Below are 25,114 nucleotides of genomic sequence, written 5' to 3' on the forward strand. Positions count from 1 at the left end.
GGAGCGCACATGCCCGAAGGCGATTCCGTCTTTCAACTCTCTCGCCGCCTGCAGTTCATGGCCGGGAGGGAGGTGCTGTCGACTTCTCTGCGAGTTCCGCGCTTTGCGACGATCTCCTTCACCGGCTCGACGTGCGAGCGAATCTGGCCACTGGGCAAGCACCTGTTCATGCAGTTTGACGAGCGGATTCTGCATACCCACCTCAAAATGGAGGGAACGTGGGCGATGCATCTGAAGGGGGATCGTTGGCGTAAACCCGGGTACACCGCGCGCGTCGTGCTCACCCTGGAAGGTGCTCCGCATCCGCGCCCCATCGAGGTGGTGGGTCACGATCTGGGGCTGGTGCGGGTCTTTCCTGTCGCCGAATATCACGAGCGCATGGGGTATTTGGGCCCCGATATCCTGGCCGAGCACTTCGACATCGAGGAGGCGCAGGCACGCATTGAGCAGGATCCTGAGCGCACCATTGGGCAGGCGCTGCTCGACCAAAAGCTGGTTGCTGGGCTGGGCAATGAATACCGGGCGGAGATCTGCTTTCTCATGGGAGTGCATCCCGCCACACCTGTAAAAAGTGTAGACGTGCGCGCTGTCCTGGAGCTGTCGCGCCGCCTGATCTGGGCAAATAGAAACTCCCCGATACGCGTGACCACGGGAGTCAAACGCGCCGGGGAGAACTCCTATGTATTCGGGCGGAACAATAAGCCGTGTCGAAGATGCGGAACCCGCATCGTTAACGGATTTCTCGGCGGAGATGGTGACTTGGAGCGGGTCATCTGGTGGTGCCCGCAGTGCCAGCCGATGAAGAATTAATCCACGCGGTTAGAGGATGCCTGCTTGCGCTTCTTGCTGCGGCGGATCAGGAGGGCGATCACCACGACCACAATGACGAGGATGATGGCGTAGATGACGTTGGAGTACTTGCCCACGTACTTTTCCACCAAGGTGTAGCTCTCACCGAGCCAGATTCCTAGGCCGATGAGCAGGGCGTTCCATCCTGCAGAGCCAAGGCCCGTCCAGAGCGTGAACTTCCAGATGGGCATGCGATGAATACCTGCCGGAATGGAAATCAGCGAACGCACGCCCGGGATGAAGCGACCGAAGAACACCGAGGCGGGACCGTAGCGATCAAACCAGCTCAGCGACTTGTCCACGTCTTCGGGCTCGACCAACCACATCCAATCCGCGATGCGGCGAAGGCGGTCTGCGCCGACCATGGCGCCGATGGCGTAGAGCACCCAGGCGCCGATCACAGAGCCGAGCGTGGCCCAGATGAAGGTAGGCAGGAAGCCGAGGGTGCCCTGCGAGACAGTGAAGCCCGCGAGCGGGAGGACCACCTCAGAGGGAATGGGCGGGAAGATGTTTTCCAGGAAGATGGCGATGCCCACGCCGGGAGCACCGAGGATCTGCATGAGATGGACGACCCAGTCAACGATTGCTTGCACTAGTTGCTACATACCTTTCAATCACACGTCTATGCGATCACTTGAATTTCAAATGACCTCGGATCGGCCGAACACGGGCGTCGACCAAAAGTTGCAACGGAGCCTCCCACTCTATCGTGTGGGAGGCTCCTATGCCGAGGTGGCTGGGGTTCGCGTGCGCTACGCAATTTAGTTACTAGCGCACCGAGCGGTAGTACGTGATCAGAGCATCGGTGGAGCTGTCACCGGTATTCGGATCCTGCTCACCGGAAACGGCTGGGGCCAGGTCGTTGGCCTGCTGCTTGCCCAGCTCGACTCCCCACTGGTCAAAGGAGTTGATGTCAAAGATCACGCCCTGGACAAACACGATGTGCTCGTAAAGCGCGATGAGCGAACCCAGGGCGAAGGGAGTCAGCTCCTCGGCCAGGATGGTGGTCGACGGACGGTTGCCCGGCATGACCTTGTGCGGTGCGAGCTCGGCAGGCACGCCCTCGGCCTCGATCTCTTCCTGCGTTTTACCAAAGGCAAGCACCTTGGTCTGCGCGAAGAAGTTGCCCATGAGCAGGTCATGCATGGAACCGGTGCCGTCGGCGGTGGGCACATCCTGCTTGGGACGGGCGAATCCGATGAAGTCAGCCGGGATCAGCCGTGTTCCCTGGTGCATGAGCTGGAAGAAGGCGTGCTGGCCGTTGGTACCCGGCTCACCCCAGTAGATAGCTCCGGTATCCAGGCTGACCGGGGAGCCGTCGAAACGCACGGACTTGCCGTTGGACTCCATGGTCAGCTGCTGGAGGTAGGCCGGGAAGCGGCCGAGGTCCTGGGAGTAGGGCAGAACAGCCTGGGTCTGTGCCCCGTGGAAGTTGGAGTACCAGATGCCCAGCAGGGCCATCAGGACCGGAACATTGTGCTGCGCGTCCGTGGTGCGGAAGTGGGTATCCATGGCGTGGAAACCCTCCAGGAAACGCATGAAGTCCAGCGGGCCGATGACGGCCATCAGGGACAGGCCGATGGCAGAGTCCAGCGAATAGCGGCCGCCCACCCAGTTCCAGAACCCGAACATGTTCTGGGTGTCGATGCCAAACTCGGCCACCTTCTCGGCGTTGGTGGACACCGCGACGAAGTGCTTGGCCACGGCCTGCTCGTCGCCGTCGAAGGCCTCGACGATCCAACGCTTGGCGGCATGCGCATTGGCCAGGGTCTCCTGCGTGGTGAAGGTCTTGGAGGAGACGACGAACAGCGTGGAATGCGGATCGGCGTCGTCCAGCACCGCAGAGATGTCGGCCGGATCGACGTTGGACACGAACTCGGCGGTGATGCCAGCCGTGGCATAGGAGCGCAGGGCCTGCGTAGCCATCGCGGGACCCAGATCCGACCCGCCGATGCCAATGTTGACGATCTTCTTGATCGTGTGGCCACTGTGTCCGAGCCAACGTCCGGAGCGCAGGTCGGCCGCGAAGTCGCGCATGCGGCCCAGTACCTCGTGCACGTCGGCGGCCACGTCCTGGCCATCGACGGTCAGGTCGTCCTCGGCGGGAATGCGCAGTGCGGTGTGCAAAACGGCGCGGTCCTCGGTGGAGTTGATGTGCTCACCCCGGAACATGGCCTCGCGACGCTCGGGGACACCTGCTGCCTCGACGAGTGCGAGAAGTCCCTGCCACACCTCATCGTCGACAAGGTGCTTGGACAGATCGACATGCAGGCCGGCTGCGTCGAAAGTGAGGGTGGAGGCGCGCTGCGAGTCCGCGGCAAACAGCTCACGCAGGGTGAGGTCCTTCTTGCGTCCAAATAGCTCCGAGAGCTGCGCCCACTGGGGCGTAGCGGTGATGTCCATGGGATTTAGCTCCTCTGATCGACGCGGGCATTCTTAAGCCAAATTTACCCAAAGGCGGGTACAACGGAGACATGACTAATGATCTCCAGGAACTTCTCGCCTCCGTACCTACTGGCCTGTTTATTAACGGTGAGTTTGTCGACGCCGAATCCGGCTCCACCTTCGAGGTGATCAACCCCTCGACCGGCACTGCACTAGCCCAGGTTGCTGCCGCGTCTGCGTCTGATGCCCAGCGCGGTTTTGACGCGGTCTGCCAGGCGCAAGCGGAATGGGCAGCCACGCCCGCCCGCGAGCGATCGGAGATTTTGCACCGGACCTATGAGTACCTGCTGGAACACGAGGACGAGCTCACCTTGCTGCAATCTGCGGAGCTGGGGCGTGCGCTGGCTGATTCGCGCGCCGAGGTGGCCTACGGCGCAGAATTTTTCCGCTGGTTCGCCGAGGAAGCGGTGCGGATTCGAGGCGATTACCGCCATGCGCCTGGTGGCGATGCGCGCTTGGTAACGGTCCGTCAACCCGTCGGGCCATGCCTGGCCATCACCCCGTGGAACTTTCCGCTGGCGATGGGAGCTCGCAAGATCGCGCCGGCCTTGGCAGCGGGATGCACCATTGCCATCAAGCCCGCCTCTAAGACGCCGTTGACGATGCTGTTCTTGGCCCAGGCTCTGCGCGAGGCCGGTCTGCCCAAGGGACTGTTGTCGGTTCTGCCCACGGCTGATTCCGCGAACGTATCAGCCCTGTTAGAGGATCCACGGTTGCGCAAGTTCACCTTCACCGGCTCCACGCAGGTGGGGCAGGAGCTGGCAGCACAGGCGTCGAAACGCTCCATCAATACCTCCTTAGAGCTCGGCGGAAACGCGCCCTATGTTGTGTTCGAGGATGCGGATATCGACGCCGCAGCTAAGGCAGTCGCAGTGGCAAAGATGCGGGGCGCAGGTCAGGTCTGCATTGCCGCCAATCGATTCCTGGTTCAGGAGTCGATCAAGGATGAGTTCGTTGAGCGCGTGGTCAAGGTAATTCAGGAATTCACCCTGGGGCCCGGCACCGCGGAGTCCTCGGACTACGGTCCGCTGTCGGGCAAGGACCAGGTGGACAAGGTCACGGAGCTTGTCGACGATGCCCTCGACCACGGTGCCCAGCGACTCCTCGGAGATAGCCTGCCGGAGGGACTGGACAACGGAGGTTATTACTACCCGGCCACTGTGCTTACCAATGTGGGTGAGGGGGCGCGCATCCACAGCGAGGAGATCTTTGGCCCCGTCGTGGTCGTGGACACGTTCTCAGATGAGGGCGAGGCACTGGCCAAGGCGAACGACACGCAGTTTGGCCTGGCCGCCTACGTGTTCACGCAGGACATGGACCGTGCTCTGCGGGTGGCCGAAGGCATCGAGGCCGGCATGGTCGCGGTAAACAAGGGCGGACTGTCCAACGCAGCGGCCCCCTTTGGCGGCGTCAAGGAATCCGGCTTGGGGCGCGAGGGCGGCTTCGAGGGGATCGATGAATACTTGGAGACCAAGTTCATCGCGCTGCCTCTTTAGGAACCTCTAACCCAAACGGCCGCGGCCGAGGCGCAGCAGGACAGCGGCGAGGTTGGGGCCTTCGTCGCCCAGCTCGTCGCGGAACTGGTTGATGATGGCCACCTCACGGTTGTGAACCAGGCGCGTACCGCCAGATCCCAGGCGCGTTTTGCCCACCGCTCGTGAGATCTCTGTACGGCGTTTGACGGCATCGAGGATCTCTCGGTCAAGACGGTTGATCTCCTGCCGATAGCGCTGGATCTCGGCATCGGAGAGGGGGTCGTCCGTTCCGGAGGGCATGCGGATATCGATGGGATCGCTCATGCGCTTTAGATTAGCGCGCCGGCGGCAGCGTGAGGTGCGCTAGGCGGATGACCACGGGGCTAGCAAGGATTGCCAGGGTGGCCATGCTCGCTAATGCCACCAGCCCAAGCGACTCATGTGTGCCGGTTAAGCGCGCGGCAGCAATGGCGCCGACCGGCCAGGCGGTGAAGATCGCGGGTACGAGGCGACCGCGGTTGAGATAGGACAGACCCATCGAAGTCGCCGTGAGCAGTGTTATCGCGGCGGCGGCGCACCATTCTGAGTGGGCAAGAGCCAAAGACTGGTAGCTCCATAGCTGGAAAAGCGTGATGGGAACTTCCACGAGCGTCCACCCCAAGTACGCGCCGAAGGTGCAATGACAGCTGAGCAGGGTGTGCCAGGCGCGGGACTCGGTGCGCACTATCCGCATGATGCTGAGCAGGGTGAGAAGTGTGGCCACGCTACTAAACAGCGACACCCACAGCGCCTCGAGTTGGAAGGCCCAAACCCAAACGGCGTGTAAAGCGAACGCGGTAATGGCCCGAGGGCGGATCTCCTCCTGCACGGAGCTGCGGCGAGCCGCCGGAGTCAATTGCCACACTGCATAGACCAGCAACATCAAATGGAGGAAGCCCCAGGTGTCGAAGGCGGTAAGTGCTGGGGCGAAGTAGGAGGCATCAGCGCTCAGGATTCCCTGGGCAGCTTTGACCATCGACGTTCCACTGAGAAAGCCATAGCCGATGAAAACTGCTGCGGTGGTGACTAGCGTGCTGACGAAGGTGGCAAGTGGAACCGGCCACGCCGTCAGGGGGCGTGTCATTTGCACTCTTGCTGCAGACATGGACACGTATTCAACTTTTACCACGACCGGAAAAGAACATGTGTGCGATCTTCTCTGCGAGGTGATCCATCGATGTCCGTAGCGGCAGGTAGGTTAGACAGTTGCTATGGATACCAGTGCGCAGTCGCTCCTTGCCGGGCTCAATGAACACCAAGCTGAAGCAGTCCTCCACCAGGGCTCGCCCCTGCTCATTGTCGCAGGCGCGGGTTCCGGAAAGACCGCTGTGCTGACCCGACGAATTGCTTATCTCATCGGGCAGCGCGGTTGCGCACCGTGGCAGATTTTGGCCATCACCTTTACCAACAAAGCCGCCGCCGAGATGAAAGAGCGCGTCGGTTCGCTAGTGGGGCCGGTCGCGGAATCGATGTGGGTGTCCACGTTCCACTCTGTGTGCGTGCGCATCCTGCGTCAGCAGGCGCAGCTCGTCCCGGGGCTGAATACCAACTTCTCCATCTACGACGGCGACGATTCCCGCCGGTTACTTACGCTCATTGCCAAGGACATGGGCATCGACCTCAAGAAGTTCGCCCCGCGCGCCCTGGCCAACGGTATCTCGCAACATAAGAACGAGCTGGTCAGCCCTGAACAAGCGGCCACGGCAGCCGAGCAGACCAAGAACCCATATGAGACCACCGTCGCCGAGGTTTACCGGGAATATCAGCGACGACTGCGGGCAGCCAATGCGGTCGACTTTGATGACCTCATCGGCGAGGTCGTGCGGATCTTTAGTGAATACCCGCAGGTAGTGGATTATTACCGCCGGCGATTCCGGCATGTGCTTATCGACGAGTACCAAGACACCAACCACGCGCAGTACCAGCTCGTGCGCACGCTGGTCGGCGATGGGCCCGATGCCCCGGAATTGTGTGCCGTGGGCGACTCCGACCAGTCGATTTATGCCTTCCGTGGGGCGACGATCCGGAACATCCAAGAGTTTGAGCGTGACTATCCCCAGGCACGCACCATCCTCCTGGAGCAGAACTACCGCTCCACCCAAACCATTCTGGACGCTGCGAACTCGGTTATTGCCCGCAACGAGAACCGGCGGGAGAAGAACCTCTGGACCGATCATGGGGTAGGGGAGAAGATCGTCGGCTACGTGGCCGATAACGAGCACGACGAGGCCCGCTTCATTGCCGGGGAGATCGACTCGCTCGTGGAAGGCGGTCGATCCTTTGATGACATCGCCGTCATGTATCGCACCAACAACGCCTCGCGCGCACTGGAGGACATCTTCATGCGCTCGGGAATTCCCTACAAAGTGGTGGGCGGAACCAGGTTCTACGAGCGTCGCGAAATCCGAGACATCATTGCCTACCTACGCATCTTGGACAATCCTGATGACACCGTGAGCCTGCGACGCATCATCAACGTGCCACGCCGGGCCATTGGCGACAAGGCGCAGGCCGCACTGGCGTTGCATGCCGACACGATGGGCATTTCCTTTGGCAAGGCGCTTACCGCAGGCGCGGCTGGAGAGATTAGCTTGCTGGGTACTCGAGCCCGCAAGGCGGTCGCCGGCTTCAATGAGATGATCGACGGGATCCGCGAGCGCCTTCCGCACATGCGCAATGACGTCACCGGGATGCCGGATCTGGGTGAGTTGATAACCGACGTGCTTGATTCCACCGGTTACCGGGCAGAGCTCGAGGCCTCCAATGACCCGCAGGACGGTGCCCGTCTAGACAACCTCAATGAGCTTGTCTCGGTGGCCCGGGAGTTTTCTTCAGAGGCAGCCCGTCAGATGGCCTACGACACCATGGATGGCCAACCGGCCCAGCGCACAGAAGGGGAGCCGGAACCAGGATCGCTGCAAGCCTTCTTGGAGCGCGTTTCCCTCGTTGCTGATGCAGACCAGATCCCGGATCATGATCAGGGAGTGGTCACCCTCATGACGCTTCATACCGCCAAGGGCCTCGAGTTTCCTGTCGTATTTGTCACCGGATGGGAGGACGGGCAGTTCCCGCACCTGCGGGCGTTGGGTGATCCCAAGGAGCTTTCGGAAGAGCGGCGCCTGGCTTACGTGGGCATTACGCGTGCCCGGGAGCAGTTGTACTTGTCACGCGCCATGCTGCGCTCGTCGTGGGGAGCGCCTACCACCAATCCGGCGAGCCGATTTTTGGGAGAAATCCCAGAGGAGCTCATCGACTGGCGACGCGTCGAGCCTCACGGGCAGTCTGCGTGGTCATCGCCGGCACCGAGTTCTCGCACTGGTCGCTGGGGAGAACCTCGTCCGGTGGGGACGTCCGGTACTAAGCCGCGGCGCACGTCCATGCCCACTGCCGCTACCGGGCCAGCGCTGAAGGTGGACGTGGGAGATAAGGTCAATCACCAGAAGTACGGGCTGGGCACCGTTACCGCCACCTCGATGGTGGGCGATAAGCTCACGGCCACCATCGACTTTGGCCGCGATGGGACAGTGCGTCTGATGCTGTTGCCCGGTACTCCGCTGGAAAAGCTCTAGCGTTACGGGAAAACCCTAGAGGCGGGCCAGGTTCATCGCGATGCCCTGGTCAGCGAACCAGGCCACCGGGTCGACGGCCGTGTTGCCGTCCGGGCGGATCTCAAAGTGAAGGTGCGGGCCAGTCGAATGGCCCTCGTTGCCCATGGCGGCGATAGTTTCGCCTGCCTCGACGCGCTGGCCCGGGGACACGTACGACTCAGAGATATGGCCGTACACCGTCTTCTCCCCGTTGTCGTGCTTGAGCACGACCCACTGCCCAAATCCCGATGCTGGCCCAGAGTTCACCACGGTGCCGTCCATCGCAGCCTTGATCGGAGTTCCCACGTCGTTGGCGATGTCGATGCCCTCGTGAACAGTTCCCCAGCGCGGACCGAATCCGGACGTAAATTCGCCCTTAGTGGGAAAGACCACGGTGCGGCCGTCTGAGGTCTGGCCGCGCTCTGGGTGCAGAGCGTTGGCGAGGTTGAGGGCAGAGGCCTCGTGCTCTGCTTCAGCTGCGGCTGCGTTCTCGGCTGCGCTTGCCGACGGCGCGGTGGCCGTCGTGCTCGCGGTGCTGGGCTGCGTGGTGGCGATCTCCACGGCGCTGGAAAGCGCTGAAGCGGTATTGGCGAGGGAACGCACGTCGGTTCCGGAACTGCCCTGAGAGGCCTGTGAGGACGCCTCTGCGGCCTGAATGGCGGCTGCCACCGCGTTGAGGTCGATAGTGACGTCCTGGGCGGCTGCAGTAGGGATGGCTACAGTGCTCACGCCGAAAGCTGCCGCAGCAGTGCTGAGGCTGCCAACGATGCGACGTTGGGTCCGGACTTGGCTCATGGGCGTGTCGTTCCTTATCGGTTTATTTGCGATGGTGTAACGCTGCCGCGAGGCACGCTGCTATCAAGCTAGTCCTTAGGGGTAAACCTATCAATCCGCAATCGGCGCATTGAGCTGCGAAAATGTTCGAACATGCCAGGTCAGGGTTCGAAACTGGAGTGAAAATAGTTTTTTCCTGAGAGTTTTGTTCCCCTAGGGGGGAAACCTGATTACTGCGAGTGAAGTGTCGAGTGTTACTAGTGTGGCGGTGCGGAGGGGGAGGGTGTGGGCCTGGCGTCTTTGTGGAAACAACAAAAAACCGCGTCCCCCAACAGGAAATGGGGACGCGGTGTCTTGGGTGCGTAATTCTTAAGAGATGGTCACTCCGTTGCTGGCGAACCATGCGATCGGATCGACCGGGGCGCCACCGCCCGGGTGAATCTCGAAGTGCAGATGGGAGCCGGTGGAGAAGCCACGGCTGCCCATGCCGGCGATCTTCTGGCCGGCGGTCACGTGCTGGCCAACGGTGACGTCGATGGTCTCCATGTGGCCGTACACGGTGATGGAGCCATCGTCGTGCTTAATGCGGACCCAGTTACCGTAACCAGAGGCTGGACCTGCATCGATAACGGTGCCGTCCATGGCTGCCAGGATCGGGGTGCCCATGGCGTTGGCGATGTCGATGCCGTTGTGCATGGATCCCCAGCGCATACCGAATCCGGAGGTGAAAGCGCCCTCGGCCGGGTTAACCACGGAGGAGCCGCGCATTGCCTTGTCGGCGGCTGCGCGCTCGCTGGAGGCTTGAACAGCCTTGTCAAGCTGCTCGGCAAGACCGCTGACCGGCTTAAACTCCGGGATGGCCAGGACCTGCGGGGCGGCCTGGGTGGGGGCGTCAGCGATTGGCTCAGACTGGCTGGACAGCTCCACATCCGGGGACGGGGTGGCCTCGGCCTGCTCGGGCTGGCTGTTTGCGGTAGCGGCAGCTGCACCGCCGACGCCAGCGCCAGAAATTGCCCCGGTGGCGAGTGCGACGAAGGCGATACGGCCCTTCGTCGTCTGCGCGGCGCTGACCTTGCGGTGCTTGCCGGCATTCGACCCAATGGTCTTATGTCGCATGAAGTGTTGTCCTACCTGCCCGCAGTCACGGTGGGTTCGTAACTCTTCCGTGACCATCCTGTTATCTACGAATGGTCACAATAGCGTTTCGATTCAGCGGGGGCAACTGAGATTGTGGGGATAACTTATTGGCTTTCTCACAGGCGTCGTTACACCCATTGCGCAGGGCCCTTCGTCGCGTCACACCCGTAACGCACGTCCCTCATGGCACAGTAGTGAGCGATGAATAAGAGAGCCAAGCCCGATCAGCGTCCCCGTCGTCGAACAGAACGCACGCCGCGGACTCGTTTGAAGACCAATACGCCGGTGCGTCCGCAGGTTCCCACCCCCCGCCCGGCTACCCCCGGGGCCAGATTGCGGCGCTTTGCCCCGACGTTCAGCATCGCACCTGCCCTCGTCCTGGTACTTGTCTCCATCATTTCACTCGCGGCAGTCGTCCTGATGTCCGCGCCGCCGGTCTATTTCATTCGAATCCTCCTGGTCGGGTGGCTGGTCAGCCACGGGGCGCCAATGACGTACGAGGGAGTCACGCTCGGTGTGCTCCCGCTCGTTCCCATCATCTTGGTTATTGCGATGTATGCCCGGCGGGTTCGGTCGATAGTGCGCGGCAAAGTCACAGTCATCGACTTGGCATACGTTGCAGCAATTGCTATAGCCATTCCGCTAGTGCTCACCATGATCGCCGGCCTCGTCTTGGGGCAGGTCGGTGGGCACTTCCAGGCGCCCCCGTTTGGCTCTCTCGTTGGGCGCAGCCTCATTATCAGCCTGGTTGCATTTGTGATCGGCGTGGGTTCGCAACTCTGGGACGCGGTAGCGCGTAAGTATGACGTCCCGGTCGATCTGCTCGACGGGTTCCGCGACGGACGACGTTTCCTTCTGCTACTCAGCGGGCTTTCGCTTTTGCTGCTTGGAGTGCTTGCGATCCTGCGTTACCCCGATATCTCCGCGATGCTGGGGTCGTACCCACTCTTGGATAAATCGGGCGTGACGGGACTGGTTGCACTGACCCTGCTCTACCTTCCGAATGCAATTATCGCGATGATCGCTGTACTGCTCGGTGGAGACTTCACAGTGGGGGCACAGGGGTCGGCGGGGCTTTTCGACGTCGTTCTCGTCCCCCTGCCCCCATTGCCTCTGTTCGCTCTTATCCCGCCGGTCGCATCGCGGTATGCGCCAGTTCTTCTTGCTGTGCCCGCGATTGTTGCCCTGGTGGTAGCGCTTAAGGCCCGTCCGAATCCGCTGCGCGCGCTCGGGGCAGGCCTGGGCGCTGCAACTATGACCATTCTTTCTGCCTACCTCGGTGCCGGCGTGCTCGGTTGGTATGGATACGTCGGCCCGACAGGCTGGATTGCAGCTGGCTTGGCGTTGCTGTGGCTAGGAGGGCTGTCACTAGCAGTGGCTGGAGCATGGGCTCTGGCACGACGCTTTGCCCCAGTTAGTGGCCAAGATCAGTCGCTGAGCTCTGAGGACGTGGAGAGCGTAGAGGAGCCTGAAGGCGAGATCGTAGAGGGGGATGAGGCGCCAGAGGCGGAGTCGGCGGATTCGGCCGAGTCGGTGGAGTCGGTGGAGTCAGCGGTGGAAACCGATGCGGAAACAGCGCAGAACACCGAGGACGCAGAAGGCGCAGAAGACGCAGAAGACATCGAGGACGATAAGGACAGCGAAGAAACCGTTGATCCTGAGGAGAACGACGCTCCTCAGGGCGGATCCACTCGCACCGACTAGGATCGACCGTCGTGACTACTGCATCAATCGTCGTACTCGTCTCTGGCTCGGGAACGCTATTGCAAGCCATTCTCGACGCGCAGGGGGAAAGCTACCGGGTGACTCACGTCATCGCAGATAAGGAATGCCCAGCGCTCGAGCGCGCTCGACGCGCCGGGGTCGGCACGAGCGTGGTCGCCCTTGAAGGGGATCGGGGCCAGTGGGATGAGCAGCTGGCCCGCAGCGTCGAAAAGCAAACCCCAGACGTTGTGGTCTCCGCTGGGTTCATGCGGATCCTGGGACCGGCCTTTCTCAAAGCCTTTGAGGGGCGGACAATTAATACGCACCCGGCGCTTCTGCCCTCCTTCCCCGGAGCCCATGGGGTACGCGATGCGCTGAACTATGGAGTCAAGGTCACCGGTTCGACCGTGCACTACGTGGACGCGGGGGTAGATTCTGGGGCGATTATCGCTCAAGAACCAGTGCGTATAGACCGCAATGATGATGAAGGCTCGCTTCATGAGAAGATCAAGCGGGTCGAGCGCAGGCTCATCGTCGAGGTCCTGCGCAGCGCCGACATCGACACCACAACGGGAAAGGTGAATTTTTCAGTATGAGCGAGGATCGCAAGCCGCTGAAGCGGGCGCTGATCAGCGTCTATGACAAGACTGGGCTGGAGGACTTGGCCCGCGCCCTGGGAAAGGCTGGAGTAGAGATCGTCTCCACTGGCTCCACTGCGGCACGCATCAAGGATGCAGGTGTGGAGGTTACCGAGGTCTCTGAGCTCACCGGATTTCCGGAGTGCCTCGATGGACGAGTCAAGACTCTCCATCCGCGCGTACACGCCGGGATTCTTGCCGATACTCGTTTGGAATCACACAACGCCCAGCTAGAGGAGCTGGGCGTTGCTGCGTTCCAGCTGGTTGTGGTCAATCTGTACCCGTTCTCGGAGACGGTCGCCAGCGGCGCCAGCTTCGACGAGTGCGTTGAACAGATCGACATTGGCGGGCCTTCGATGGTGCGCGCGGCTGCCAAGAACCACCCGTCGGTCGCCGTGGTCACCAACCCAAAGGACTACGCCAGCGTTGCGGACGCGCTTAACGACGGTGGATTCACCCGCGAGCAGCGCACCCGTCTTGCACTGGCAGCCTTCCGCCACACCGCGGCATACGATGCCGCCGTGGCCACCTGGCTGGGAGAGCAGCTGGACGAGGAATCCACCACCCCGGAATGGATCGCCCAGACCTACCAGCGCTCGGCCACGTTGCGCTACGGAGAGAACCCGCACCAGTCCGCAGCTCTGTACACCACTCCGGGCGCTTCGGGCCTGGCCGGTGCGACGCAGCACCATGGCAAGGAGATGAGTTACAACAACTACCAGGACGCCGACGCGGCCTGGCGCGCAGCGCACGACCACTCACGTCCTTGCGTGGCGGTGATCAAGCATGCGAACCCGTGTGGCATCGGTGTTTCCGACGATTCGATCGCCGAGGCGCACGCCAAAGCCCATGCCTGCGACCCGATGAGCGCCTACGGCGGAGTGATCGCCGCCAACCGCGAGGTCACCGCGGAAATGGCGCAAACCGTGTCGGGCATTTTTACGGAGGTCATCATTGCACCGTCGTTTAGCGACGAGGCCCTGGAGATCCTGAAGCAAAAGAAGAACCTGCGCATCCTGACCGCTGAGGCACCAGAGCGGGGCGGCCGAGAGATCCGGCAGATCTCGGGAGGACTCCTGGTGCAGGAGGCCGATGCGCTGCAGGCTGCTGGCGATGATGCTTCCTCCTGGAAACTCGTCGCAGGTGAAGCCGCTGACGAGCAGGTGCTCGCCGATCTCGAGTTTGCATGGCGGGCTGTGCGTTGTGTGAAGTCCAACGCCATCCTTATCGCTCAGGACGGGGCAACCGTCGGCGTGGGCATGGGCCAGGTCAACCGCGTGGACTCGGCCAAGCTAGCCGTCGAACGAGCTAACACCCTGGCAGATAATGCTGACCGCGTCACCGGTGCGGTGGCTGCATCCGACGCCTTCTTCCCGTTTGCGGACGGCTTCGAGGTGCTGGCGGAGGCAGGCGTCAAGGCTGTGGTTCAGCCGGGCGGCTCCATCCGTGACGAGGAAGTTATTGCCGCGGCCGAAAAGCACGGCGTGACCATGTATCTAACTGGTGAGCGTCACTTCGCCCACTAACGCCTGATGGCGAGAGGAACGCTAGTCCTGCTTCAGCAGGGCTAGCGTTTTTGCTTCCCGCTCTTCGGGCAGCTCCACGTGCAGCATGTCGAGCACGGCGTCGGCCAGCATGACTGCGGTGTCGGGTAGGCGTTCATCGGAAACCGACTCAGGTGCGGTCCCGTTATTGGCGCGCATCTCCACGACCGCCAGGGACATGTGGAAGGGGAGCTCAATCCGACGGTCGTCTTCCCCGACCAGGCTGATGGTCAGTTCGCGGAAGATGCGTTCGAGCTCGGCGCGGGCCGCGTGGTAGTCGGAAAACTCCTCCGACGTGGCGATGGGCAGCTGATAAAGGCGGCCCACGTTCCAGCGCTGAGTCAGCAATAGCCGGGCCTCCGCGGCAACGAGTGCCCAAAGACGGAGTGCAGCAGTCTCGCTGTACTCGGCAAGACGCTCCGCCAAGGTCAACGACGGCTTGACAGTGGAGTTCAGCAGCGTGAGAAAGATTTCCGTCTTCGACGGAAAGTGGTAGTACAAAGACGCCTGGCGGATGCCGACGGCCTCGGCGATCTGGTGCGTTGATGTAGTGGCAAACCCCTGAGTAGTAAACAGCTCAGAAGCCGCATCCAGGATCTCTTCCCGCGCAGTTGATCCGCGGCGGCGAGGACTGTTCTTGCGGGGACGGCCCACTGCTCCAGCCATTAAGACCACGATCCTTTCTCTGTCACGGCGATGTCATGGCGCGCAGCCACCGCCCGAATACAGGTAGATACTGTACGGGCGGCGTCCCCATAAGCCGAACGGTCAATGGCTGGCAGGTCCCCAAGGGTTACCTCCCGGTCGCTGACCCTGCCGGCCCAGCGACGCAGACACAACGTCAGGCCGGTGGTCCAGGCCTGCAAGAGGGCCGCAGACTCGTCCTCGGTGAGAAGCCCGTTTGACGTGCCGGCTGCAAGGCGATCCGGTGTGGCGGTCAACTGACCAGCCTGCCCCGCGGCTGCCCAGCGAGCGAGGTCGGCCACCGGACGCATAATGGCCCCTTCGAGAGCCACCGGTGCGGAACGGTCCGGTAGTCCGTCCTGGGTGGACACGCTCGGCGGACGGTGGTCAACGGCTAACTGGAGAAGTTCAGGCTCTGCAGCTGTTGGGTGCGCCAGGCGGGCGTCGATACGCAACGCGGGGCGGGACTCGACGGCATGCGCCTGAAGTCCGACGTGCGCAAATACCTCGGTGAGGGCATCGGAGCCGGAACCGGAGGTGACAATCCATTCCAGTGGCATCGACGGCATGGCCTCTCCCCGTGCTACCGAGCCGGTGGGAGCGATTGTTGAACCTGCCAAGAGGTCTGCAGCAGCGGGGCTACGCAGGCAGTCGAACACCAGCTGCGAGAACCAGGCGGTGAGTTCTGGGGCAGGGGAGCGGTGGTCGAGTGCGGCGCGCAGGAGATCCTGGGCCTCAGCAAGAACACCTTTCAGCTCGGCTGGATGGGCACACACCGGGGCGTGTTCAGCCAGTTCGCGGAGGGAATCGTGAAGGGGCATGGGTTTGACTTCTACATCCTTTTCTCGTCCGGCGTAGACCGGCTGCGCCTGCGGGGCTATTCGCACACAAGTATTAAAACCTGAGGGTACCGTATGAACGCCAAAGGGCCCGTCACCGGGGATTATCCGGTAACGGGCCAGCTTCTGCCGAGTCACATAACCAGCGGCACAAGCGCGCTGCTGTTATGAAAAGAAACGTTGCGTGCTCTTAGCGGGCGGTGAACGGCAGGAGAGCCATCTCGCGTGCGTTCTTCACGGCGGTGGCGACCTCGCGCTGCTGCTGCGGGGTCAGGCCGGTGACGCGACGGGAACGGATCTTGTGGCGATCGGAGATGAACAGACGCAGGGTCTTGATGTCCTTGTAGTCCACCTTCTCGATGCCCTCACCCTTGAGTGGGTTCTTCTTCGGGCGGCGGGACTGCTCGATCCGCGCCTTCTTGTGATTGGTGCGCTTCATGTTATCGCTACCCCTTACCAGCTGGACTTACGAACGCCGGGAAGCTCACCGCGGTGAGCCATCTCGCGCATACGGACACGGGACAGACCGAACTTGCGGAGGTAACCGCGCGGACGGCCGTCGTGGGAATCGCGGTTGCGGACGCGCACCGGGGAGGCGTCACGCGGCTGGCGATTCAGCTCAAACTGAGCGTCCAGACGGTCCTCGTCAGAGGTGTTCGGGTTCTTGATGATGGCCTTGAGCTCAGCGCGACGCTCCGCAAAACGGGCGACAATTTCCTTGCGCTGCTCGTTCTTAGCGATCTTGGACTTCTTAGCCATATTTATCGCTCCTCGCGGAATTCAACGTGCTTGCGGGCGACCGGATCGTACTTGCGCAGCGAGATACGGTCCGGGTTGTTGCGCTTGTTCTTGCGGGTGACGTAGGTGAAACCAGTGCCAGCCGTAGACTTCAGCTTGATGATCGGGCGAATGTCATTACGTGCCATGATTTACACCTTCTCTCCGCGAGCGCGGATCTTGGAAACGACGGACTCGATACCGTCGCGGTCGATGACCTTAAGACCCTTGGTGGAAACGTTCAGGGTGATGGTACGGCCCTCGGAGGGCAGGTAGAACCGCTTGCGCTGCACGTTGGGGTTCCAACGGCGCGAGTGGCGGCGGTGCGAGTGCGAGACGGTTTTGCCGAACTGCGGCTTGCGTCCCGTGACCTGGCAAATAGCCGACATGGGTGCTTCTTTCTCCTTGCCGCCCACATCTGCCTGCAGGAGCGCCGCGCCGAACCGAGAGTGAGGGATGGTTCGGGGCACTGCCAACGACTGGCTGACGGGGCGTAAACGATTACTTTCGACAACAGCAAGGGAGAACCTTACCGCGAATGGCGGGCAAAACCTAATCACGGGCTGGAAACGGTTGCGCCGTATATAAGGAGTGGCTGCGTTGGGCGATCCCCGGAAGGGATTTAGGTGTACCGCCACTTGGCGTGTAGGCTACTCAAGGTTCATCTTTGGCGCGCGCTCGCGCACAAGATGCTGTATGTACTACTGACCCCAACTCGGGCACGATCTTACGGATCAATCGCCGTAAAGAACCGACCCGAAGTCTCAATCCTGAAGGGTTATTTATGAAGAAGGATATCCACCCCGACTACCACCCGGTGGTCTTCCAGGACGCTGGTACCGGTTCCCAGTTCCTGACCAAGTCCACTGTCACCTCTGACCGCACGGTCACCTGGGAGGATGGCAACGAGTACCCGCTGATCGTCGTTGACGTCACCAGCGAGTCTCACCCGTTCTGGACCGGTGCACAGCGCGTTATGGATACCGCTGGCCGTGTGGAGAAGTTCCAGCGTCGCTTCGGCGGCATGGCTCGCCGCAAGAAGAAGACCGCAGTCAAGTAAGAGGGAGGGTAGAAAAACATGGCAACTCCGAAGTTCAAGATGTCCCGCGCGAACACCCGCATGCGTCGTTCGCAGTGGAAGGCAGACAACGTCGCCCTCCAGGAGGTCACCATCGACGGCCGCACCGTGCGTATCCCGCGCCGTCTGGTCAAGGCCGCTAAGGCTGGCCTGGTTGAGGTTGAGCAGTTCTAAGGAACTAGCCCCCGCCTAGGCGGATCACCTCTTCTGCCGCGCTGTTTCTTGAGGTTCCAACTTTGGTTGGAGCTTGCAGGAATACAGTGCGGCTTTTTCGCGTTTGTGCAAGGCGAAGCGGGGGAAATAGTTCACAGCAAACATTCAGACTGTGCGTTTCCTTAACGCAGTAGTGCATCAGTCCGATCACAGCACGAAGGAGAAGAGTTAGGACTTATGAACGATTCCGCAGGTTCCTCGAGTTCTCGGTTCACCGGCGATCAGAACTCCGCCTCATCCTCATTCCACTCTCCGGAAGACCACCCCACGTCCAGCTACGAACGCGTGGATTCGCCTTATCAGACCGCCCCGCCGAACCCGCAGGCTGGTACTGAACCTTTGGAGAGGAGCTACGAGGCCTCCCCGGTGTACGGGGCTTCCGCACAGCCGCAGCCAAAGAAGAGCGTTGGCCTGGGGACCGCGCTAGCGCTTATGTTGGCTGGATCTGTGGTAACCGGTGGAGTCGTCGGGGTCGCTGCGAATCAACTGGGTGAAGGAGATTCCACCCCTGAGACGAGTTCAGCCTCAGAAGCCCTCCGTCAGCGCCCGGCCGACGTCGCCCCGGCGCCAGACGGCAGCGTGGAGCAGGTAGCCACCGCTGTCTTGCCGGCAGTGGTCTCCATCCAAGTTGCTACCGCTACGGCAGCGGGCGAGGGTTCGGGCTCGATCATCACCCCCGACGGTTTCGTCCTGACGAACCACCACGTCATCGCCGGCGCAGAGGGCGGTCGCATTCAGGTCACCCTGAACGATGGCAGCACCCATGATGCGGAATACGTGGCGTCGGACCCGGCCACGGACATCGGGATCATCAAGATTGAGGGGGTCAAGGATCTGCCGACGATCTCATTCGGTGATTCCAGCCAGTTGCGCGTTGGTCAGGAAGTCGTCGCGGTCGGCGCGCCGTTGGGCCTGTCCGGCACGGTGACCTCCGGTATCGTCTCCGCGACGCAGCGGCCGGTCCGCGCCTCTCAGGAGGGAGGGGAATCGTCGCTAATCGACGCCATTCAAACCGACGCCGCTATCAACCCAGGCAACTCCGGCGGCCCCTTGGTGGATATGAACGGCAACCTCATCGGCATGAACAGCGTGATCGCTAGCCTGTCATCGGGTGCCGGCGGGCAGGCAGGATCCATCGGTCTGGGCTTTGCTATTCCCTCGAACTTCGCGCAGCGCGTGGCTCGCCAGCTCATTGAAGATGGCAAGGCCTCTCAGCCCTTGCTTGGAGTCATGGTCGATGGGCGCAACCCCGTGGACGGTGCCACAGTGGCGGGGGTAGAGCCCGGGGGGCCTGCGGAGAAGGCCGGCATCAAGGAGGGAGACGTCATCGTGCGCCTCAACGATCGCCTTATTGACTCCTCTGACGCCCTGATCGCGGCCGTGCGCTCGCGCGATTTCGGGGAAACCGTCACCCTCGAGGTCCACGATGCGAATAGCAATGAGACTCGAAAGGTAGAAGCGACCCTCTCCAAGTAGTAGGTTCAAGGGCACAAAGAACCTGCCACTGGGCAGGTAGGAAGACGAGGAGATTCGCCCCCGATGAACACCGCCGAAAAGTCCCTCACCGGAGGCCACAGCCTTAAGCGTCTGGAAGACGTCGCTGAGCCGGACGCTGCTTTTCTCCTTGCTTCCGAAGAGGAGGAGAGCGTGCCTGCACAGCGCCGGGCGCTGATCGTCTTGGTCAGTGATTACCAGCGCAAGGATCACGAGGAAACCTCTCGCATTGTGGCGGAGTTGCTGGCTGAGGCGCACTTTGCCGTAGACGGTGTGGTGATCGTGCGCTCCAAGCGCTCGCATATCCGCGAGGCGATCGAGACCGGTGTGATCGGCGGAGTTGACCTCGTCCTTACCATCGGTGGCACCGGAGTCGGCCCGCGCGACAAGACTCCAGAGGCAACGCGCGACATCCTGGATCAGCGGGTCCACGGTATCTCCCAAGCCCTGCGCACCTCGGCACAGATGTGTGGCGCGATCGACGCCACGGTTTCCCGTGGCGTTGCTGGTGTCTCCGGCTCAACCGTGGTGGTCAATCTGGCTTCGTCTCGGTCAGCGATTCGCGACGGTCTAGCGACCCTGCCGCCACTCGTGCACCATCTTGTCGATGAGCTGCAGAGCCACAATGCCGAATAACCCCAAGACCACTAAAGGCGGTACGTCGCGCCGGCGAGCGGTCCGCCCATCGACGGCGCAACACTACGACCGTACTGCGGATTCGCCTGGGCACGGGGCATTTGGTGGAGTGGATTCCTATGATGGTCGCCGCGACATAGAGGAAGAGGAGGGCGATCGCCTTTTCGACGATCGCCCTCCTCATTACGGGGCAATTAAGCCCTAAATTCTTACTCGGCTACGCGCGTGGAACCCGGAGTCTCCGTGGACTCAGCCGTGCGACGAGCCTCTGCCTCGGCAGCCTTGCGCTCCTGCTGCGGGGTGGCCTGGCTGGCCAGCAGGTCGCGGATCTCAGCGAGCAGCTCGGTCTCGGTCGGATCAGCGCTTTCCTCGTCCACACCGGCGCGACGCTTCTGGGCCTCGACCAGCTTGTTCATGGGCAGCACGATGATGAAGTAAACGACGGCCGCCACCAGGAAGAAGTTGATGACCGCGGTGATTACAGCACTCAGGTCAACGAAGGTGGCCGGGTTGCCCGAACGCAGGTGGAAGCCCAGGCCAGGGGCGCTCGGCTCTCCGAATGCGGCGATGATCGGGTAGATCACGCTCTTGGTGATCGACGTGACAATTGCCGTGAACGCGCTACCAATGACCACACCGACGGCCAGCTGGATGACGTTGCCGCGCATGATGAACTCTTTAAAGCCAGTGAGAATATCCTTCACCTAAAAACCTCAAACTCTCGCATAGGGGGAATAGCTGCCGCCTCCAATTCACTGGAAGGGCTGAAGCCGAATAGTACGGGAGATTACGGTCCGGGTGAGGTTAAAAGGACGACAGACAGGGGAGAGGTCAGCGAGGCGGCTGCTACGCGGGTGGCGAGTTCGCTGGGAAACGCGATCAAAACCGTATCGGGATTCTCGTCGTCCGCGACGACTACGCGACCGCGCTCCGCAATGACGATCGGCTGCCCCTGGGGCTCATCGCCGGCAGCAGTGACCACGGAAATGGTGTCTCCATGCTCCAGGACCGCTGCGGTGGCTGGGTCGGCCAGCCGGACGGGCACGACATTGAGCTGGGCCGAGCCTGCTGCATCTGCGCCCAGCGCGGTGAGTGCCTCCTGGCCAGTGACCCTGGTGGCTGTCACCAGTTCTCCGGCTACCGCAGCTGAGAGGACTTGTCGTCCCGTCACCTCGTCGAGGGAGGTCAGCGCGTTGGAGGGGATCAGGTCTTTCGGAACGCGGCGAAGGGTGACATCCTCGCTACGCAACGTGGCCCCAGGGGCTACGTCTTTGCTAAAAACCAGCGTGTGCGGGTCCCTCTGCCGGGCATGCGCCACAGCTAGCGCCACCGCGACTGCCAGCAAAGCAAGGGCGCAAATGCGGCGGAGGGTTACCTGCCGTCGATAGCCCGGTGCACGGAGATGATTAAGGAATGAAGGAGTCTGCATACCTCCTTTAGACGACGCACTGGGGTTAGCGGTTCCCAACTCTCCTGTTGAAGTACCTCACTCCCTGCTCTGTCACGACGGCATCGACGGGGAGGTCATGCTTTTCCACGGGCACCTCTGCCACAATCTCCGCTGCATAGACCACGGCGACGATGACTGGGTGGTTGCCACGGGCGTCGACAAGCGAAGACAGCTGCGCAAGAGTGCGGTCGTAATACCCACCACCCTTACCCAGGCGTACCCCCTCCGGGCTCAGCGCGGAAGCTGGAGTAAACACGAAGTCGCAGGTGGTAAGGACCTCGGTGCCCTGGTGGGGCTGGCGAGGTTCTAATAGCCCGTAGGCGGAGGTGGTGAGGCTTTCCGGCCCGTGGTCGAAACCCCACACTAGACGGCCGTGGGGGAGGGAAACGGGCAGCAGAATTTCGACGCCACTGTCACGCAGCCCCTCGAGGAGTACCCCTGCCCCTGGTTCGGTACCCACGGGAGCATAGGCGGCCACTCGGGTCGCAGCCTCTGCACTCAACAGGGTGGTGATTTCTTCGGTGATGCGTTGCGACGCTTCATTGCGCCGGGCTGGATCCATGCTCCGGCGGCGTTGGTGGACTGCGCGACGAACATCACCCTTGTTCATGTTCACCATCGTAACGTCGGGCTGCACGCAGCAGGTAAGGTAAACCGCTATGGTTCACCCTGATCACCGATCCCCACATGGCGTGCGCACTGTGGTCGTGCCTGCCGCCGGAATGGGAACCCGTTTCCTGCCTGCCACGAAGACGGTGCCCAAGGAGCTGCTTCCCGTCGTGGATACTCCTGGAATCGAGCTCATCGCGGAGGAGGCCTCGCAGCTCGGGGCCACTCGCCTGGCCGTGATCACCGCGCCGAACAAGGATGAGGTCCTCGCGCACTTTGGTGAGTTTGACCAGCTGGTAGAGACTCTGGAACAGCGCGGAAAAGACGAGCAGGTTCGCAAGGTCAAGCGCGCCGGCGAGCTCATCGAGCCGGTCGCCGTTGTGCAGGACAAGCCCTTGGGCCTCGGCCACGCCGTGGGACTTGCCGAGCAGGTCCTCGACGAGGATGAGGACGCCTTTGCCGTCATGCTGCCGGATGACCTCGTGCTGCCCAACGGAGTAGTCGAAGAGATGGCCCGCGTGCGCGCCGAGTTCGGCGGTAGCGTGCTGTGTGCCTTCGAAGTCGCCCGGGAGGACGTGTTCAACTACGGCGTGTTCGACGTGGTTGAGATTCCCGATGACAGCGAATCCGACGCGGCGACGGTCAAGAAGGTCACGGGCATGGTGGAGAAGCCCGAGCCCGAGGACGCCCCTTCGAACTTTGTCGCGGCCGGGCGCTACCTGCTCGATCGCGCCATCTTCGACGCTCTCAAGCGCATCACGCCGGGCAAGGGGGGCGAGCTGCAGCTGACCGACGCCATCGAGCTCCTCATTCAGGAAGGTCACCCGGTGCACGTCGTGGTTCACCATGGTCAGCGCCACGACCTGGGCAACCCGGCGGGGTACATCCCGGCCAACGTGGACTTCGGTCTGCGCAACGAGCGATATGCCCCGGCGCTGTACCGCTCCATCAAGAAGATCCTGGCTGAGTACGAGCAGCGCAACGGACTCTAAAGTCCACAACCACCTGTGGTGAGTCTGGCGCGGGCGAGGCCCAGTCGGCGGGGTAACCTCAGGCGCTAGAGGAGGTGCGAGAGACGTTGAGATCCGTTGAGGAACATCTCGCCATCGTGTGCGATGCGGCGATTACCCCTGAGCCGGTGCGCGTGACAATCGCGGAGTCGCTGGGACTTATCGCCGCGGAGGACGTGCAAGCTAGTTCCCCTCAGCCGAGCTTTTCGCAGGCTGTGGTGGATGGATACGCCGTGCGCGCTGTTGACGTCGGTGGAGAGCGGGGCCTGGCCCGCAAGGCTGCTCCTGCTCCAGATGATTCTGACCAGCAGGAAGACGTGGTGGAGGTTGAGCCCGCTCGCGTCGAGCGCTCCCTGCCGGTGGTGGGGGAGGTGCCCGCGGGATCTCAGCAACCGATGCGTCTTCAGCCAAAGCAGGCAGTGCGTGTGCACGCTGGCGCGCCCCTGCCCACCCTGGCCGACGCGGTGCTTCCCCTGGAGTGGACGGACCGTGGCAGCAAGCGCGTGACCGCCAAACGCCCTGTGCGCAGCGGGGACTTTGTGCGCCGAGAGGGAGATGACATACAGCCGGGTGACATTGCTGTTGCTGCGGACTCTCTGATTTCTCCAGCGCACGTCGGGTTGCTGGCTGCCGTGGGGCGCTCCAAAGTGCTGGTCTACCCGCGTCCGCGCGTGACAGTACTGTCTTACGGACATGAGCTGGTCGGACTGGATCAGACACCCGAGCTGGGCCAGGTCTACGACGTAAACTCGCACGCTCTGACGGCCGCCGCCACGGAGGCTGGCGCCGATGCGCACTGGGTAGGCATTGCGGAGGGCGAGCCGCGGCGGTTGCGTCAGATCGTCGAGACACACATGCAGCGCAGCGAGCTTCTGGTGATCTCCGGTGCGGTTGGTGGGCAGGGCGCTACGGTCATGCGGGAGGTGCTCGAGGAAATCGGCGATGTGGATACCTCACGAGTCGCCCTCCACCCCGGTTCGGTGCAGGGTTTTGCCCTGCTTGGATCCGAGCGCATCCCGGCCCTGCTGTTGCCCTCAAATCCCATCTCGGCGCTGGTGGGCTTCGAGGTTTTCGGCCGCCCGTTGATCCGGACGTCGCTGAGCCGCCCGTCGGCAGCGCGCCGGGTGGTGCGAGCCCGGTCCATCGGCCACGTCACCTCGATTGCTGGGCGTCGCGGCTATGTGCGCGCTCGATTGATGCGCGATGCCCACACACAGGACTATCTTGTCGAGGGATTGGGCGGCGCCACTGGTGCTCCCGCGCACCTGTTGGCGGGGTTGTCTGAGGCCAACGCGATGATCCGCATTCCCGAGGATGTTACCGAGGTCCGCCCCGGTGACGTGGTCGACGTTCTCTTCATGGCGCAAAGCTAAGGCCCATGCTCAATTCCTGGGCCAAGCCCTACCGCAACCGCGAGCCCAGTAGCGCGCGCCCCCACCCGGTGCACCCCGGCTGGCCGGAGGTCACACCCTGCGTCACACTGCTTAGCGGCGAGGAATTGCGCCTGCGTCCGGTGGTCAGCAGCGACGGGGCAGCCTGGTCACGTATGCGGCGTGCCGACGAGGCGTGGCTCAAGCCCGTCGAACCTACGCAACACACCACTTGGCACGAGGCCCATAGCACCGTGGCGTGGCGCAGTCTTTTCCGCGCGTTCAAGGAACAGGCGCAGCGCGGGACGTTGGTGCCCATGGTCATCGAGATCGACGGTGAATTTGCTGGTCAGGTCACCATAGGCAACATTCAGCACGGCACCATCTCGGATGCCTGGATTGGGTACTGGGTGCACTCCGCACACATGGGCAAGGGCGCGGCCACCGCGGCGTGTGCGTTGGGGGTGGATCACGCCTTTCGACGCATCGGCCTCCACCGACTAACAGCAACCTATCTGCCCTCCAACCCCGCTTCCGGAGCGGTGCTGCTGAAGAACGGTTTCCGTGAGGAAGGGTTCTTGGTAGGCAACCTGCACATCGATGGGCAGTGGCGAGACCACCACGTGGTCGCCCTTCTCAACGATGAGTTCCCCCAATCGTGTGTTGCTCGCCTGGTGCGAGCGGGCAAGATTGCGGCGTGGCGATAAGCCTGCGCGATTTTCGCAATTATCCTGTGATCTGATTACCCCTAGTGAAAGGATC

General features: G+C 62.2%; 28 protein-coding genes. 13 read left to right on the forward strand and 15 right to left on the reverse strand.

All coding sequences use genetic code 11. The annotated features are described in order from the left end of the window. Positions 1-9: 9 nt before the first annotated feature. Positions 10-810 (forward strand): DNA-formamidopyrimidine glycosylase family protein, encoded by an 801-nt coding sequence (locus FHE74_RS00175; protein ID WP_139464405.1) that lies wholly within the window; start codon positions 10-12, stop codon positions 808-810. Here FHE74_RS00175 and FHE74_RS00180 read toward each other — a convergent pair. Both FHE74_RS00180 and pgi read right to left on the reverse strand, forming a co-directional pair. Beyond that, entirely contained in the window at positions 807-1,442 is a 636-nt protein-coding gene (locus FHE74_RS00180; protein WP_139464406.1) for a DedA family protein, read from the reverse strand. The two genes, FHE74_RS00175 and FHE74_RS00180, sit on opposite strands and share 4 nt — an antisense overlap. 175 nt (positions 1,443-1,617) lie before the next feature. Continuing rightward, positions 1,618-3,252 (reverse strand): glucose-6-phosphate isomerase, encoded by a 1,635-nt coding sequence (pgi, locus tag FHE74_RS00185; protein ID WP_139464407.1) that lies wholly within the window; start codon positions 3,250-3,252, stop codon positions 1,618-1,620. Between the two features lie 71 nt (positions 3,253-3,323). Here pgi and FHE74_RS00190 point away from each other — a divergent pair, with 71 nt between their 5' ends. After that, a complete protein-coding gene (locus FHE74_RS00190) occupies positions 3,324-4,790 on the forward strand; it encodes an NAD-dependent succinate-semialdehyde dehydrogenase (protein WP_139464408.1) in 1,467 nt (488 codons plus the stop codon). A gap of 6 nt (positions 4,791-4,796) precedes the next feature. Here the strand turns inward: FHE74_RS00190 and FHE74_RS00195 are convergent, their stop codons facing one another. Together FHE74_RS00195 and FHE74_RS00200 are read right to left on the reverse strand one after the other, a co-directional pair. Beyond that, entirely contained in the window at positions 4,797-5,093 is a 297-nt protein-coding gene (locus tag FHE74_RS00195) for a chorismate mutase (protein ID WP_139464409.1), read from the reverse strand. A gap of 10 nt (positions 5,094-5,103) precedes the next feature. After that, positions 5,104-5,892 (reverse strand): hypothetical protein, encoded by a 789-nt coding sequence (locus tag FHE74_RS00200; protein WP_139464410.1) that lies wholly within the window; start codon positions 5,890-5,892, stop codon positions 5,104-5,106. A gap of 127 nt (positions 5,893-6,019) precedes the next feature. Between FHE74_RS00200 and pcrA the strand changes: the two genes are divergently transcribed. Then, entirely contained in the window at positions 6,020-8,377 is a 2,358-nt protein-coding gene (gene pcrA / locus FHE74_RS00205; RefSeq protein WP_139464411.1) for a DNA helicase PcrA, read from the forward strand. A gap of 15 nt (positions 8,378-8,392) precedes the next feature. Here pcrA and FHE74_RS00210 read toward each other — a convergent pair whose 3' ends face one another. Both FHE74_RS00210 and FHE74_RS00215 read right to left on the reverse strand, forming a co-directional pair. Further along, positions 8,393-9,190: a M23 family metallopeptidase gene (locus tag FHE74_RS00210; protein WP_139464412.1), complete on the reverse strand. Its 798-nt coding sequence runs from the start codon at positions 9,188-9,190 to the stop codon at positions 8,393-8,395. 348 nt (positions 9,191-9,538) lie between these two features. Further along, positions 9,539-10,285, reverse strand: coding sequence for a M23 family metallopeptidase (locus FHE74_RS00215; protein ID WP_139464413.1), 747 nt, complete (start codon positions 10,283-10,285; stop codon positions 9,539-9,541). Positions 10,286-10,507: 222 nt separating this feature from the next. Between FHE74_RS00215 and FHE74_RS00220 the strand changes: the two genes are divergently transcribed. The 3 genes from FHE74_RS00220 to purH are packed head-to-tail and all read left to right on the forward strand — an operon-like array spanning position 10,508 to position 14,174. Continuing rightward, a complete protein-coding gene (locus FHE74_RS00220) occupies positions 10,508-12,010 on the forward strand; it encodes a cell division protein PerM (protein WP_139464414.1) in 1,503 nt (500 codons plus the stop codon). Positions 12,011-12,021: 11 nt separating this feature from the next. Next, positions 12,022-12,606 carry a phosphoribosylglycinamide formyltransferase gene (gene purN, locus FHE74_RS00225; protein WP_246049068.1) on the forward strand — a complete coding sequence of 195 codons (585 nt, stop codon included), beginning with the start codon at positions 12,022-12,024 and terminating at the stop codon, positions 12,604-12,606. Beyond that, on the forward strand, positions 12,603-14,174 hold the full coding sequence (purH, locus tag FHE74_RS00230) for a bifunctional phosphoribosylaminoimidazolecarboxamide formyltransferase/IMP cyclohydrolase (RefSeq protein ID WP_139464416.1): 1,572 nt from the start codon (positions 12,603-12,605) through the stop codon (positions 14,172-14,174). The genes purN and purH overlap by 4 nt, the downstream gene beginning before the upstream one ends. A 21-nt stretch (positions 14,175-14,195) precedes the next feature. Here purH and FHE74_RS00235 read toward each other — a convergent pair whose 3' ends face one another. From FHE74_RS00235 to rpmB, 6 genes are all read right to left on the reverse strand, one after another. Next, positions 14,196-14,858, reverse strand: coding sequence for a TetR/AcrR family transcriptional regulator (locus FHE74_RS00235; RefSeq protein ID WP_139464417.1), 663 nt, complete (start codon positions 14,856-14,858; stop codon positions 14,196-14,198). Then, positions 14,858-15,697, reverse strand: a complete 840-nt coding sequence (locus FHE74_RS00240; RefSeq protein ID WP_139464418.1) for a putative nucleotidyltransferase substrate binding domain-containing protein — start codon at positions 15,695-15,697, stop codon at positions 14,858-14,860. Before FHE74_RS00240 ends, FHE74_RS00235 begins: the two co-directional genes overlap by 1 nt. 208 nt (positions 15,698-15,905) lie before the next feature. Then, positions 15,906-16,154, reverse strand: a complete 249-nt coding sequence (rpsR, locus tag FHE74_RS00245; protein WP_139464419.1) for a 30S ribosomal protein S18 — start codon at positions 16,152-16,154, stop codon at positions 15,906-15,908. Positions 16,155-16,168: 14 nt separating this feature from the next. Continuing rightward, positions 16,169-16,474 carry a 30S ribosomal protein S14 gene (rpsN, locus tag FHE74_RS00250; RefSeq protein ID WP_139464420.1) on the reverse strand — a complete coding sequence of 102 codons (306 nt, stop codon included), beginning with the start codon at positions 16,472-16,474 and terminating at the stop codon, positions 16,169-16,171. A gap of 2 nt (positions 16,475-16,476) precedes the next feature. Next, the gene (gene rpmG, locus FHE74_RS00255; RefSeq protein ID WP_139464421.1) at positions 16,477-16,641 is read right to left on the reverse strand and encodes a 50S ribosomal protein L33; all 165 of its coding nucleotides are present in this window, start codon (positions 16,639-16,641) and stop codon (positions 16,477-16,479) included. A gap of 3 nt (positions 16,642-16,644) precedes the next feature. Beyond that, entirely contained in the window at positions 16,645-16,881 is a 237-nt protein-coding gene (gene rpmB / locus FHE74_RS00260; RefSeq protein ID WP_139464570.1) for a 50S ribosomal protein L28, read from the reverse strand. Positions 16,882-17,276: 395 nt separating this feature from the next. Between rpmB and FHE74_RS00265 the strand changes: the two genes are divergently transcribed. The 4 genes from FHE74_RS00265 (at position 17,277) to FHE74_RS00280 (ending at position 19,913) form a co-directional block, all read left to right on the forward strand. Further along, a complete protein-coding gene (locus FHE74_RS00265; protein ID WP_139464422.1) occupies positions 17,277-17,552 on the forward strand; it encodes a type B 50S ribosomal protein L31 in 276 nt (91 codons plus the stop codon). Between the two features lie 18 nt (positions 17,553-17,570). Continuing rightward, entirely contained in the window at positions 17,571-17,744 is a 174-nt protein-coding gene (gene rpmF / locus FHE74_RS00270) for a 50S ribosomal protein L32 (protein ID WP_139464423.1), read from the forward strand. Between the two features lie 216 nt (positions 17,745-17,960). Beyond that, positions 17,961-19,259, forward strand: a complete 1,299-nt coding sequence (locus tag FHE74_RS00275; protein WP_139464424.1) for a S1C family serine protease — start codon at positions 17,961-17,963, stop codon at positions 19,257-19,259. 63 nt (positions 19,260-19,322) lie between these two features. Next, on the forward strand, positions 19,323-19,913 hold the full coding sequence (locus FHE74_RS00280; protein ID WP_139464425.1) for a MogA/MoaB family molybdenum cofactor biosynthesis protein: 591 nt from the start codon (positions 19,323-19,325) through the stop codon (positions 19,911-19,913). 209 nt (positions 19,914-20,122) lie between these two features. Here the strand turns inward: FHE74_RS00280 and mscL are convergent, their stop codons facing one another. From mscL to FHE74_RS00295, 3 genes are all read right to left on the reverse strand, one after another. After that, positions 20,123-20,608 (reverse strand): large conductance mechanosensitive channel protein MscL, encoded by a 486-nt coding sequence (gene mscL, locus FHE74_RS00285; protein ID WP_139464571.1) that lies wholly within the window; start codon positions 20,606-20,608, stop codon positions 20,123-20,125. A 92-nt stretch (positions 20,609-20,700) separates the two neighbouring features. Further along, entirely contained in the window at positions 20,701-21,342 is a 642-nt protein-coding gene (locus FHE74_RS00290; protein WP_139464426.1) for an SAF domain-containing protein, read from the reverse strand. A 25-nt stretch (positions 21,343-21,367) separates the two neighbouring features. After that, the gene (locus FHE74_RS00295) at positions 21,368-21,973 is read right to left on the reverse strand and encodes a 5-formyltetrahydrofolate cyclo-ligase (protein ID WP_180339629.1); all 606 of its coding nucleotides are present in this window, start codon (positions 21,971-21,973) and stop codon (positions 21,368-21,370) included. Positions 21,974-22,022: 49 nt separating this feature from the next. Here FHE74_RS00295 and FHE74_RS00300 point away from each other — a divergent pair, with 49 nt between their 5' ends. The 3 genes from FHE74_RS00300 (at position 22,023) to FHE74_RS00310 (ending at position 25,059) form a co-directional block, all read left to right on the forward strand. Continuing rightward, a complete protein-coding gene (locus FHE74_RS00300; RefSeq protein ID WP_139464428.1) occupies positions 22,023-22,964 on the forward strand; it encodes a UTP--glucose-1-phosphate uridylyltransferase in 942 nt (313 codons plus the stop codon). Between the two features lie 86 nt (positions 22,965-23,050). Beyond that, on the forward strand, positions 23,051-24,355 hold the full coding sequence (gene glp, locus FHE74_RS00305; protein ID WP_139464429.1) for a molybdotransferase-like divisome protein Glp: 1,305 nt from the start codon (positions 23,051-23,053) through the stop codon (positions 24,353-24,355). Between the two features lie 5 nt (positions 24,356-24,360). After that, positions 24,361-25,059 carry a GNAT family N-acetyltransferase gene (locus FHE74_RS00310; protein WP_139464430.1) on the forward strand — a complete coding sequence of 233 codons (699 nt, stop codon included), beginning with the start codon at positions 24,361-24,363 and terminating at the stop codon, positions 25,057-25,059. The last annotated feature ends 55 nt before the right edge of the window (positions 25,060-25,114 follow it).

This window comes from Corynebacterium tapiri (assembly GCF_006334925.1).
In the GTDB taxonomy this organism is placed as follows: Bacteria; Actinomycetota; Actinomycetes; order Mycobacteriales; family Mycobacteriaceae; genus Corynebacterium; species Corynebacterium tapiri.